10 protein-coding genes are annotated in these 11,859 nt (G+C 65.7%); 2 read left to right on the forward strand and 8 right to left on the reverse strand.

Annotated features, from left to right (window positions below):
* Positions 1–8: 8 nt before the first annotated feature.
* From murC to ftsW, 3 genes are read right to left on the reverse strand one after another with little or no spacing between them, the layout of a single operon-like run.
* Complete coding sequence (gene murC, locus BSG08_RS16080; RefSeq protein WP_093038874.1) at positions 9–1,406, reverse strand: UDP-N-acetylmuramate--L-alanine ligase; 1,398 nt, start codon at positions 1,404–1,406, stop codon at positions 9–11.
* Positions 1,403–2,509: a UDP-N-acetylglucosamine--N-acetylmuramyl-(pentapeptide) pyrophosphoryl-undecaprenol N-acetylglucosamine transferase gene (locus tag BSG08_RS16085; RefSeq protein ID WP_093038875.1), complete on the reverse strand. Its 1,107-nt coding sequence runs from the start codon at positions 2,507–2,509 to the stop codon at positions 1,403–1,405. The genes murC and BSG08_RS16085 overlap by 4 nt, the downstream gene beginning before the upstream one ends.
* The gene (gene ftsW, locus BSG08_RS16090) at positions 2,506–3,669 is read right to left on the reverse strand and encodes a putative lipid II flippase FtsW (protein WP_093038876.1); all 1,164 of its coding nucleotides are present in this window, start codon (positions 3,667–3,669) and stop codon (positions 2,506–2,508) included. Before ftsW ends, BSG08_RS16085 begins: the two co-directional genes overlap by 4 nt.
* Positions 3,670–3,794: 125 nt before the next feature.
* Here ftsW and BSG08_RS16095 point away from each other — a divergent pair, with 125 nt between their 5' ends.
* Complete coding sequence (locus tag BSG08_RS16095) at positions 3,795–4,982, forward strand: BaiN/RdsA family NAD(P)/FAD-dependent oxidoreductase (protein ID WP_093038877.1); 1,188 nt, start codon at positions 3,795–3,797, stop codon at positions 4,980–4,982.
* Positions 4,983–5,059: 77 nt separating this feature from the next.
* Here the strand turns inward: BSG08_RS16095 and murD are convergent, their stop codons facing one another.
* Together murD and BSG08_RS16105 are read right to left on the reverse strand one after the other, a co-directional pair.
* Positions 5,060–6,457 carry a UDP-N-acetylmuramoyl-L-alanine--D-glutamate ligase gene (gene murD, locus BSG08_RS16100; RefSeq protein WP_093038878.1) on the reverse strand — a complete coding sequence of 466 codons (1,398 nt, stop codon included), beginning with the start codon at positions 6,455–6,457 and terminating at the stop codon, positions 5,060–5,062.
* Between the two features lie 246 nt (positions 6,458–6,703).
* On the reverse strand, positions 6,704–7,027 hold the full coding sequence (locus BSG08_RS16105; protein WP_093038879.1) for a DUF4236 domain-containing protein: 324 nt from the start codon (positions 7,025–7,027) through the stop codon (positions 6,704–6,706).
* 44 nt (positions 7,028–7,071) lie between these two features.
* Here BSG08_RS16105 and BSG08_RS16110 point away from each other — a divergent pair, with 44 nt between their 5' ends.
* Positions 7,072–7,809 (forward strand): ion transporter, encoded by a 738-nt coding sequence (locus BSG08_RS16110; RefSeq protein ID WP_093038880.1) that lies wholly within the window; start codon positions 7,072–7,074, stop codon positions 7,807–7,809.
* A 51-nt stretch (positions 7,810–7,860) separates the two neighbouring features.
* On the opposite strand, the gene mraY is transcribed toward BSG08_RS16110, so the two are convergent.
* Genes mraY through BSG08_RS16125 form a run of 3 tightly spaced genes read right to left on the reverse strand, consistent with a single transcriptional unit; the run spans position 7,861 to position 11,858 of the window.
* On the reverse strand, positions 7,861–8,943 hold the full coding sequence (gene mraY, locus BSG08_RS16115) for a phospho-N-acetylmuramoyl-pentapeptide-transferase (RefSeq protein ID WP_093038881.1): 1,083 nt from the start codon (positions 8,941–8,943) through the stop codon (positions 7,861–7,863).
* Entirely contained in the window at positions 8,944–10,380 is a 1,437-nt protein-coding gene (locus BSG08_RS16120; RefSeq protein WP_093038882.1) for a UDP-N-acetylmuramoyl-tripeptide--D-alanyl-D-alanine ligase, read from the reverse strand.
* A complete protein-coding gene (locus BSG08_RS16125; RefSeq protein WP_093038931.1) occupies positions 10,377–11,858 on the reverse strand; it encodes a UDP-N-acetylmuramoyl-L-alanyl-D-glutamate--2,6-diaminopimelate ligase in 1,482 nt (493 codons plus the stop codon). The genes BSG08_RS16120 and BSG08_RS16125 overlap by 4 nt, the downstream gene beginning before the upstream one ends.
* Position 11,859: the final 1 nt, after the last annotated feature.

An 11,859-nucleotide genomic window follows, 5' to 3' on the forward strand; every position in this document is an offset into this window, starting at 1 on the left:
CATCCACGCTATCCCTTCAGACGCCTCGGCAGGGCATTGGCCCATGCGCTGATCGTGCCCGCCCCCAGACAGACGACCATATCGCCGGGGCGCGCCTCGGCGCGCACCAGCCGCTCCAGATCGTCCTCGTCGCCGATCGCCACGGCATGCCTGTGACCGTGACGCTTGAGTCCCGCCACCAGATCGTCCCGGCTCGCACCTGCGATCGGCTCTTCCCCGGCGGCATAAACCTCGGCGATCGCCACCACATCGGCCTCGTTGAAACAGGCGCAAAAGTCGTCGAAGAGCGCGTGCAGCCGCGTATAGCGATGCGGCTGATGCACGGCGATCACCCGGCCCTCGCAGGCTTGCCGCGCGGCGCGCAGCACCGCCGCGATCTCGACCGGATGATGGCCGTAATCGTCGATGACGGTGACGCCGTTCACCTCGCCCACACGGGTAAAGCGACGGTTGACGCCACCGAAACTGGCCAGCGCCTCACGGATCTGATCCGCCTTCAGGCCCAGATGCCGCGCCACCGCCACCGCGCTCAGTGCGTTGCTGACATTGTGATCGCCCGGCATCGGCAGTCTGCACCCCTCAATCAGCCTGCCTTCGGCCTGCAACGCAATGTCGAAATGCGCGACGCCCCGATCATACCGCAGGTTCACGGCCCGCACATCGGCCTGCGTGTTGAATCCGTAGGTCAGCACGCGGCGGTCGGTGATCCGCCCGACCAGCGCCTGTACCTCGGGATGATCGGTGCAACAGACCGCCAGACCGTAAAACGGGATATTGCTGACGAAATCGTAAAACCCCTGCCGCAGCCGGTCGAAATCGCCCCAATGCTCCATATGCTCGGGGTCGATATTGGTGACGATGGCGATGGTCGCGGGCAGCCGGTTGAAAGTGCCATCGCTCTCGTCGGCCTCAACCACCATCCACTCGCCCTGCCCCATGCGCGCATTGCTGCCGTAGGCATGGATCACGCCGCCGTTGATCACCGTGGGGTCGATCCCGCCCTTGACCAGCAGTTCCGCCACCAGCGTCGTAGTGGTGGTCTTGCCATGCGTGCCTGCCACCGCGATGTTGGACTTGAGCCGCATCAGCTCGGCCAGCATCTCGGCCCGGCGCACCACCGGCATCCCCTGCCTGCGCGCCTCGTCCAGCTCGGCATTGCCCGGCTTGATGGCGGACGAGATCACTACCACCTCGGCCCCGTCAAGGTTCTCGGCCCGCTGCCCGACAAAGATCCGCGCGCCCATCCCCGCCAGCCGCTCGGTGATCGGCGTGGCTTTCAGATCCGAGCCCTGCACGGTATAGCCGTGATTGAGCAGGACCTCGGCAATTCCAGACATGCCGATGCCGCCGATCCCCACGAAATGAATCGGACCCACATCGGTGGGCAGCTTGGTGGCTGCATTCATCGGCTCTTGCCCCCCTTCGCCAACTCTTCGACCATATCGGCCAGATGTTGCGGTGCATCCGGCATCGCCTGCCCGAAAGCGGCCTGCGCCATCATTGCCGCCCCCTTCGGATTGCCCAGCACGGCCGCGATCTGCTCCGAGAGGCTGCCCGCATCCAGCCGCGATTCCGGGATCAGGATCGCCCCGCCGGCCGCAACCAGCCCGCGCGCATTGGCGCTCTGGTGATCTCCGGCGGCGGCGGCATAGGGGATCAGGATCGCGGGCCGCCCGATCACGGCGATATCCGCCAGACTCGACGCGCCCGCCCGGCTGATGATCAGCTGCGCCTCGCTCATCAGACGCGGTACATCGCGGAAAAACGGCTTTACGTCAGCGTCGATCCCCGCTTCGGCATAATATCTCGCCACCCGGCCGCCATCCTCCTCGCGCGCCTGATGGCTGACCCTGATGTTGCGCAGCATCGCTTCGGGCAGCGCCGCAATCGCAGGCGGCACCACGTCGCTCAGGATGCGCGCGCCCTGCGAGCCGCCGATCACCAGCACCGACATCGGATATTCGCCGGGCGGGATATAGCCCGCGCCCGCCCGTTCCAGCACCGCGGCGCGCACCGGGTTGCCAACCGCCACACCCTCGACCCCCTCGGGCAAAGTCGTCGGCCATGTACCACAAGCCACGACATCGACCCGGCGCGAGAATATCCGGTTGACCCGCCCCAGAACGCCATTCTGCTCGTGCACCATGCGCGGGCACCGCAACAGCCACGCCGCCGCAAGCGCCGGAATGCTCGGATAGCCGCCAAAGCCGACGACCACATCGGGTCTGTCCCGCAGCATCCGCAGCACGGCCCCGATCACACCCCCCGTCACATGAAACGGTACCAGCACCTTGTTGATCAATCCGCCGCGCGCGAATGTGGCGCTCGCCACCTGCTCGATCTCGACCGAATGCGGAAAGCCGCCCACATAGCGCACGCCGCGCGCATCCGTCGACAGCCGCACCCGCCAGCCCCGGCGCAGCATCACCTCGGCCAGCGCCTGCGCGGGAAACATGTGCCCCCCGGTGCCGCCCGCCGCGATGATCAGTAGCGGTTGCCGGTCGCTCATCGCCGCCCTCGCAGAATATCCCCGATCTCACCCTGGGGCCGCGTGCGCGTGAACGCCAGCAACATGCCCACGGCAATGCCGCCTGCCACCACCGACGAGCCGCCATAGCTCACGAATGGCAGGGTCATCCCCTTGGCCGGCAAAAGCCGCACCGCAACGCCCATGTTGATCATCGCCTGAGCGCCGATGATGACGGTCAACCCGGTGCCCGCCAGCCGGATGAACGGATCGCGTTCGCGCATCAGCCGGATGAACGAACGCACCACGATCCCGCTGTAAAGCGCGATGATGCACAGCACCAGCACCAGCCCGTATTCCTCGGCCGCCACCGCGATGATGAAATCGGTATGCGCGTCCGGCAGGCTCCATTTAACCTGCCCCTCGCCCACCCCCACACCAAAGAACCCACCCTCGCGGATCGCATTGGTGGCAAAGCCAAGCTGCGTCGTCGGATCCACATCGGGGCTCAGAAACCCGTCGATCCGTCGCGCGAAATGCTCGGAATTGGAATAGACGACAGACCCGGCCAGCACCACGCCCCCGGCCATGATCAGCAACAGCATCACCGGCGCACCGGCGACGAAATACATCACCCCCCAGCCGAACAGCACCAGCGCCGCCTGCCCGAAATCGGGCTGGATCGCCAGCAGGCCGACAATCGCCATCGTCAGCCCGAAGGACCAGCTCTGCCCCGGCGGGCCGCCGATCTGCTGGCTTGCCGCCATCATCCAGGCCGCGACCACCACAAACGCGGGCTTGAGGAATTCCGACGGCTGCACGCTGGCAAATCCCAGACTGTACCAGCGCACCGCCCCTTTGCCGAAATCGGTGCCGAACAGCGGCAACAGCGCCAGCGCCACGAACGCGGCCAGAAACCCCAGCACCGCCAGCCGCCGCACCAGATCGGGCCGCATCATCGAAAAGAGAACCATCGCCACCAGCGCCACGCCGCCAAAGACCGCCTGCCGCTGCACATAGTGAAACGCCGGAAACCCGTTCTTTTCCGCCAGCGGCGGCGAGGCCGCGAGGCCCAGCAGAATTCCGATGCAGAACAGGATCAGTACGCAGGTGAACGACCATTTGTCGATCGTGCGCCACCACTTCGGGATCACGGGTTCCGCGTCCCGCAAGGGCACTGCCCCATAGACCATCTCTGTCATTTGCCTGCCGCCTCATGCATCTTGCGCCCCTTTGCGGGGTCTAACACTGATCCTAGCGCCATTTGCGTCTTATTGCCAGCGCAAACCCCTTGCCTTCACGCGGCTTTTCGCATCTCTGACGCCCCATGAGCACGACCTGCGACACACTTGTTCTCGGCGCAGGGGCCGCAGGCCTGATGTGCGCGGCCCATGCCGGACCCGGCACGCTGATCGTCGATCATGCAGCCTCCCCCGGCGAGAAAATCCGCATTTCGGGCGGCGGGCGCTGCAATTTCACCAATCTTCATACTGGCCCTGAAAACTTCCTCTCCGCCAACCCGCATTTCTGCAAGTCCGCCCTGTCACGCTATACACAATGGGATTTCATCGACCTGATGGCGCAACACGGCATCGCCTGGCACGAGAAAACCCTGGGGCAGCTCTTCTGCGACGGCAAGGCGACGCAGGTGGTGGCGATGCTGGTCACCGAACTGCGCCGCGCCGGGGCCGATCTCTGGCTCTCGACCACCTTGCGCGACATCCGCCATGACGGCAGCCGCTTTTGCGCCATACTGGAGCGTGAAGGCAAGACCCGTCAGATCACCGCCCGCAACCTCGTTCTGGCCACCGGCGGCAAGTCGATCCCCAAAATGGGCGCAACCGGCCTTGCCTATGATATCGCCCGCCAGTTTGGCCACAACGTCACCGAAACCCGCCCCGCGCTGGTGCCGCTCACCTTTTCCGAGGGCCCCTTCGCGCCCCTCTCCGGCACAGCGCTGCCGGTGCGCGCCACCTGCAACGGCACCGCCTTCGACGAGGCAGCACTTTTCACCCATCGCGGTCTCTCGGGGCCCGCGATCCTGCAAATATCGTCAGTTTGGCGCGAGGGTCTGCCGGTCACGCTGGATCTGGATCCCGGGGCCAGGCTGCTTGACGCTCTGCGCGCGCAGCGCCGGACCGAGGGTCGGCGCAACCTGACCACCGAACTCGGCCACCACCTGCCCGCCCGGCTGGTGACTTACCTCACCCCCCGGCTCGATCTCACCGGCAATCTCGCCGACCAGTCCGACGCGCGGCTCGTCCAGATCACCGACGCCCTGCGCGCCTGGCATCTCAGACCCACCGGCACCGAGGGCTACCGCACCGCCGAGGTCACCCTCGGAGGTATCGCGACCGACGGGCTGTCCTCGAAAACCTTGGAGTCCAAACATCTCCCCGGCCTCTACGCCATCGGCGAGGCGGTCGATGTCACCGGCTGGCTCGGCGGCTACAATTTCCAATGGGCATGGTCCTCGGGCTGGGCTGCCGGACAGGCGATCGCAACGCGGGCCTGACCTGGCAAATGGGGATTTGCATCAGAAAGAAACCCGGACCAGAGTTTCCTCCTGGTGAAAATACCCGGAATGCCGCCCTATAGACGCGCGCGCACCTCAGCGATGAAATCCTCGCCGCGCCGCTCGAAATTGTCATACTGATCGAAACTCGCCGCCGCCGGGGCCAGCAGCACCACATCGCCCGGCTCGGCATCTTCCACGGCCCGTCCGACCGCACGCGCCATGGTGGTGCATACCTCGCTCTCGACCCCCTCCAAACCAAGGGCGAACTGCGCCGCCTCGCGCCCGATCACATAGGCCCTGCGCACATGCGCGAGGCCGGGTTTCAGCCCGGCAAGCCCGCCCTCCTTCTCCAGCCCGCCACAGATCCAGCGGATATTCTCGAACGCCAGCAGCGCCTTGAGCGCGCTGTCCACATTGGTGGCCTTGCTGTCGTTGACGAATGTGACGCCACTCTTCTCCGCCACCCGCTGACTGCGATGCGGCAGGCCGGCAAAACTGCGAAAGCCCTGCTCGATCACCCGTGGCGCCAGCCCCAGCGTGCGCGCCGCAGCATAGGCGGCGCAGGCGTTCTGATGGTTGTGCGCACCGGGCAGGCCTTTGATCCCGCGCAGGTCGATCGACCCGACCTGCCGGCCCTGCCGATATTCGCTCAGAAACCCCTTGCGCGCGAACACCGACCAGCCGGGGCCGGACAGCTTGCGCGCGACCGATACCCGGATCACCCGGTCATCGCCGGACCCCTCGCTCAGCTGCCCCGCCAGATAACGCCCCTCGTCCTCATCGACGCCGATCACCGCTCGGTCCGGGCCACCCTCGGCAAAGAGCCGCCGCTTGGCGGCGAAATAACCGCCAAGACCGCCGTGCCGGTCCAGATGATCGGGCGAGAAATTGGTGAACACCGCCACATCCGGCGTCAGCGCGCGCGCAAGATCCGTCTGGTAACTCGACAGTTCCAGCACCACAACCCCGCCATCGCCCGGCGGGTCGATATCCAGCACGCCGCGCCCGATATTGCCCGCCAGCTGCGCCTCACGGCCTGCCTCGCGCAGCACATGGTGGATCAGCGCCGAAGTGGTGGATTTGCCGTTGCTGCCGGTCACAGCGACAACACGTGGGGCCACGTCGAGATCGTCCCACGCCTGCGTCGCCAGCGACCGGAAGAACAGGCCGATATCGTTGTCCACCGGCACACCCGCCTCCTGTGCGGCTGCGATCACCCGGTTGGGCGCCGGATAGAGATGCGGGATACCGGGGCTGACGATCAGTGCCGCCACCCCGTCGAATGCACCGGCGCGACTAAAATCCGCGATGCGGAACCCTTCGGCCTCCGCCGCCACGCGCGCCGCCTCGTTGTCGTCCCAGCACAGCGGCACCGCACCGCCCGCGCGCAGCGCCCGCGCCGCCGACAGGCCCGAACGCCCCAGCCCGAGCACGGCAACCCTTGCTCCCTCAAAGCCCCTGACAGGTATCATTCCGACCCTCTGCATCCTTCCCCGGTATTTGCGCCGGGACAGGGACAATATGCAAGCCGCGGCTGCGGCGCCTGACCGCAAACCCCGTAGGGCGGGGTTCCACCCCGCAACCTGCATCCGCCGTTCTTCACCCTGTGCAAAGACGCCGCCATCGTTACATGGTCACGCGCACGACGATGGCCCGCCCGTCACAAACATGGAAAGCTATGTGAAAAATACCTTGGTTGCGCCGCAGAAATGCGGTCATCAAAGCATTCGACCGACACCCCAGAGAATGATCAGAACCCAGACAAGCACTCCGATCCAACCGAAAAATCCAAGCTTTGCGCCTCCGCCGGGAACATTGTCAGGCTTTGCCGCATCCTGCGTATCCGCCCGTTTCGCTGCAGCCTTGACCTTCCTGCTGACGTGCAGTCCGGAACCGGGGATGCCGACACTTACTGTTGTGCCGCTGGTCCCGGTGGTAATGCCTGCACCACGCGGCCCGATACGTGCGCTGACGCCCTTCTTTGTCAGATTCAACCGCACGCCCGGCGCGATTTTCATGGTTCTCCTGAAACGCAATACCATGCTAGCCTCCCGCTTATGCAACTTCCAGCTTAGCGAAACGCTCCATGCTCCAAAAGAAACTTTCTCAGGCGCTTGATCCGGAAATGCACGATGGCCCCGGCCTTTCGCGTACCAACAACTGGATCGTGGCTCTGATCTGTTTGTCGATCCTGCTCGGGGTCTTTGAAACGGAACCGAATCTCACCCACGGGCTGGAACCTCTCTATGCGGCGGCGCATCTGTTTTTCTTTGCCGCTTTTCTCATCGAATATCTCGCCCGACTCTACGCCGCATCTCTCAATCCACGTTACGGCTCACCATGGCGTTATGCCCTGACCTTTGCCTCCCTGGTTGATCTCATCGTCCTGTTGGCCTTTATATTCCCCTTCCTCGGGCTTGAGGCGACATTGTTTCGCATGTTCCGTGCCGCCCGACTGGTGCGTCTCGCCCGCCTTGGGCGATACTCACTCGCCATGCAGATGATCTCGCAAGCGATAGTCCAAAGACGCTATGAACTGGGCGTCAGCATTGTTGCCGCCTTTGGCCTCATGTTGCTGTCGTCCACAGCACTTTATCTGGCCGAACGCGACTTCCAGCCAGAGAACTTCGGCTCCATACCTCGCGCGATGTGGTGGTCTGTGGCCACATTGACAACTGTCGGTTATGGCGACATCGTGCCTGTCACACCTTTAGGCCGCATATTCGCTGCATTCACCGCGATCACCGGGATCGGATTCATCGCGTTACCCACGGGCATTCTTGCCGGGGCCTTCAGCGAAGCGCTTCAGAACATACGGAAATGATCCTGGCACGGCCTTGATCCGTCTGTTTCTCAAGCCAATACTCGCTACCCCTCACCGCAGCTTCAACGTCGCAAGCCCGATCATCGCGAGGATCAGTGCGATGATCCAGAAGCGGATCACGATCTGAGGCTCGGCCCAGCCCTTCTTTTCGTAATGATGATGAATCGGGGCCATCAGGAACACCCGCTTGCCGGTGCGCTTGAAATAGAGCACCTGGATGATCACCGACAGCGCCTCGACCACGAACAGACCGCCGACGATGGCCAGTACCAGCTCGTGCTTGGTGGCTACCGCAATCGCCCCCAGCGCACCGCCCAGCGCCAGCGAGCCGGTATCGCCCATGAACACCGCCGCCGGCGGCGCATTATACCACAGAAACCCCAGGCCGCCGCCCATCAGCCCGGCGACAAAGATCAGGATCTCGCCCGTGCCCGGCACGTAATGCAGGCCAAGGTACTCGGTGAAATCGGTTCGCCCGACCGTATACGCAATCACCCCCAGCGCACCCGAGGCGATCATCACCGGCATGATCGCCAGCCCGTCCAGCCCGTCGGTCAGGTTCACCGCATTGGCCGCGCCCACGATCACGATCATCGCGAAGGGAACAAAAAAGACGCCCAGATTGACCAGCACATCCTTGAACACCGGCAGCGCCAGTTGATACTGCAACGCCGCCGGATGGTTGTAGCTTGCCCAATAGGCCGCGATGATCGCGATGGCAAGGCCAAGCCCCAGCCGCACGCGCCCCGGCACACCCTTTACATTGCCCCTGGACACCTTGGCGTAATCATCGGCAAAACCGATCAGACCGAACGCCAGCGTGACAAACAGCACCAGCCAGACATAGGGATTGTCCAGCCGCGCCCAGAGCAGCGTCGAGGTCAGCAGCGCCCCCACGATCAGAAGCCCCCCCATCGTCGGCGTGCCCGCCTTGGAAAAATGCCCCTCAGGCCCGTCGCTGCGAATCGGCTGACCCTTGCCCTGCCGCTTGCGCAGTACCAGGATCAGCGGCGGGCCGAACAGGAACCCGAACACCAGCGCCGTCATGAACGCCCCGCCCGCGCGGAACGTGATGTAACGAAAGAGGTTGAATATGTCGCCGCCATCCGACAGCGCCGTCAGCCAATACAGCATCTAGCCGTTTCCTTTCTCAGCACTGCGGGCCGCGCGGCGCAGCGCCTCGACCACCAGGCTCACCCGGCTCCCCTTCGAGCCCTTGACCAGCACGACATCGCCCGCATCTATCAGGCGATGCGCCTGTTCGGCCAGAGCCTCCGGTGTTTCTGCCCATCTGCCCCGCCGGACCTCGGGCAGCACCTCCCAGAGGGCGCGCATTCTCGATCCCACGCAATGAATTTCGTCGATCGCGGCTATCTCCGGCAGGGTCGCCAACTCTGCGTGCAGCGCCTGCTCACGCACGCCCAGTTCCAGCATATCACCCAGAATGGCGATCCTGCGGCCCCTGGACACCCGCCCCACCCCGTCGCGCGGCCGCGCGGCGGCCAGCACCTCAAGGGCTGCGGCCATCGAGGCGGGATTGGCGTTGAACGCATCGTCAATAAGGTCGATGCTGATCCCGTCATTCGCCAGATCAAGCACCAGTTCCTCGCGCGTGCCGCGCCCCGCGGGCGGGGACCAGCCCGCCAGATCGGCCATCGCCACCGCCCGGTCAAGCTCCAGTACCCGCACCACCGCCAGAACCGCCAGCGCGTTCAGCGCGAAATGCCGTCCCGGCACGCCGACCTTGTAGACCAGCGGCGTGCGCCAGGCGCGGGCATGGCCCACCGTGGCCCGCTCGTGCAACTCGACCTTCATCAGCCGGTGATGCGCGCCCGGCGCCGCGCCGAAACTGATCACCCGGCCCGCCAGACGCTCCGCCGCCGCCCGCAGGATCGGGGTCACCTCCAGATCGGCGTTGATCACCGCCACGCCCCCCGGCTCCAGCCCCTCGAAGATGCAGGCCTTTTCGCGGGCGATCCCCTCGATATTCTCGAACGCCTCCAGATGCGCCGCCGCCACCGTGGTGATCAGCGCCACATGCGGTCGCGCCATCCGCGCCAGCGGCGCGATCTCGCCGGGATGGTTCATGCCGATCTCGATCACGGCAAACTCGGCATCGGCAGGCATCCGCGCCAGCGTCAGCGGCACGCCCCAGTGGTTGTTGTAACTGGCCTCGGCCGCATGGCTGCGTCCTTGATGCGCCAGCACATCGCGCAGCATCTCCTTGGTCGAGGTCTTGCCGACCGAGCCGGTAACCGCCACCACTTGCGCCCGCGCCCGCGCGCGCCCCGCCCGTCCCAGCGCCTCCAATCCCGCCTGCACATCCTCAACAATCAGAAGCGGCGCATCCGGCTGCACCCCTTCCGGGATGCGGCTGACCATTGCCGCCGCGGCCCCCCTGGCCAGCGCCTGCACCACGAACTCATGCCCGTCGCGTGCAGCGCTCAGCGCCACGAACAGATCCCCCGGCCGCAGCGTCCGCGTGTCGATCGACACACCGCTGGCCTGCCAGTCGGCGGTGATCCGCCCGCCCGTGGCCACAGCGGCCTCCTGCGCCGACCAGAGCGTCATACCCGCCCCCCGTCCAGCACCGACACCGCAAGGCTCGCCTGTTCGGCATCGTCAAAGGGCAGCACGTCATCGCCCACCGTCTGCCCCGTCTCATGCCCCTTGCCGCAGATCAGCAGGGCATCGCCCGGCCCCAGCATGTCCACTCCGCGCAGGATCGCCTCGGCGCGATCGCCCACCTCCCGCGCCGCCGGACAGCCCGCCAGCACCGCCGCGCGGATCGCCGCCGGATCCTCGGAGCGCGGGTTGTCATCGGTCACGATCACCAGATCGGCATGATCCGCCGCCGCCTGCCCCATCAGCGGGCGCTTGGCGCGGTCGCGGTCGCCACCCGCGCCCACGATGGCGATGAGCCGGCCCATCACATGCGGGCGCAGCGCGCGGATCGCGGTGGCCACCGCATCGGGCGTATGGGCGTAATCGACGAACACCGCGGCGCCGTTCTCGCGCCGCGCCGCCAGCTGCATCCGCCCGCGCACCGTCTTCATCGCGCCCAATGTCTCGAACACCCGTTCGGGATCGGAACCGGTCCCGATCGCCAGCCCGGCGGCCAGCAGCACGTTTTCCGCCTGGAACCCTCCGATCAGATGCAGCCGCAGCTGATGCACCCGATCCTCCCAGGCGAACCGCATGACCTGCCCCGTCGCATCAAAACGCTGCGCCATCAGATGCAGATCCGCCCCCGGCCTGCGCCCGACCGAGATCAGATCCTGCCCGCGCGCCGCCGCAATCGCCGCCATGTCGCCGCCGCGCGGGTCGTCGATATTGATCACCGCAACCCCATCCTCGGACAGCACTCGGGCGAAAAGCCCCGCCTTGGCGGAGAAATATTCGTCAAACGTGGCGTGGTAATCCAGATGATCCTGGGTGAAATTCGTGAACCCTGCCGCCATCAGCCGCACACCGTCCAGCCGCCGCTGCGCCAGACCATGCGACGAGGCCTCCATCGCCGCATGCGTCACCCCCGCCGCCTCGCATTTTGCCAGCAACCGGTGCAGGGTGATCGGCTCGGGCGTGGTGTGATGCAGCGGCGCGCTATAGGCCCCCTCCACCCCGGTGGTGCCCAGGTTGACCGCGTCGAATCCCAGCCTCTCCCAGATCTGCCGGGTAAAGGTCGCCACCGATGTCTTGCCGTTGGTGCCGGTCACCGCCACCATGGTCTCGGGCTGCGCACCGAACCAGAGGGCAGCGGCGAAGGCCAGCGTCTGACGCGGATCCTCGGCGACGATCAGCGCCGCATCGCTCTGTTCCAGATCCTCGCGGGCGATCCGCAGGCCCTCGGCATCGGTCAGAACGGCGCCGGCTCCCTGCCGCAGGGCGTAGCTGATGAACTCTGCACCATGCAGCCGCGTGCCGGGCAGGGCGGCGAACAGATAGCCGTCGCGCACCTCGCGGCTGTCCACGGCAAGACCCGTCACCTGCGCGTGCCGCCCGGCCTGCGCAGTCAGGCCAAGCTCTGCCAATGATCTGATCTGCCCCACC

The organism is Roseovarius azorensis (assembly GCF_900109455.1).
Taxonomy (GTDB): Bacteria; Pseudomonadota; Alphaproteobacteria; order Rhodobacterales; family Rhodobacteraceae; genus Roseovarius; species Roseovarius azorensis.

Excerpts from the sequence above, each read along its gene's own strand:
- BSG08_RS16095 (WP_093038877.1), top strand. The coding sequence starts at position 3,795 with ATGAGCACGACCTGCGACACACTTGTTCTCGGCGCAGGGGCCGCAGGC.
- ftsW (WP_093038876.1), bottom strand. The coding sequence starts at position 3,669 with ATGACAGAGATGGTCTATGGGGCAGTGCCCTTGCGGGACGCGGAACCC.
- BSG08_RS16105 (WP_093038879.1), bottom strand. The coding sequence starts at position 7,027 with ATGGTATTGCGTTTCAGGAGAACCATGAAAATCGCGCCGGGCGTGCGG.
- BSG08_RS16120 (WP_093038882.1), bottom strand. The coding sequence starts at position 10,380 with ATGACGCTCTGGTCGGCGCAGGAGGCCGCTGTGGCCACGGGCGGGCGG.
- murD (WP_093038878.1), bottom strand. The coding sequence starts at position 6,457 with ATGATACCTGTCAGGGGCTTTGAGGGAGCAAGGGTTGCCGTGCTCGGG.
- murC (WP_093038874.1), bottom strand. The coding sequence starts at position 1,406 with ATGAATGCAGCCACCAAGCTGCCCACCGATGTGGGTCCGATTCATTTC.
- BSG08_RS16110 (WP_093038880.1), top strand. The coding sequence starts at position 7,072 with ATGCTCCAAAAGAAACTTTCTCAGGCGCTTGATCCGGAAATGCACGAT.
- mraY (WP_093038881.1), bottom strand. The coding sequence starts at position 8,943 with ATGCTGTATTGGCTGACGGCGCTGTCGGATGGCGGCGACATATTCAAC.
- BSG08_RS16085 (WP_093038875.1), bottom strand. The coding sequence starts at position 2,509 with ATGAGCGACCGGCAACCGCTACTGATCATCGCGGCGGGCGGCACCGGG.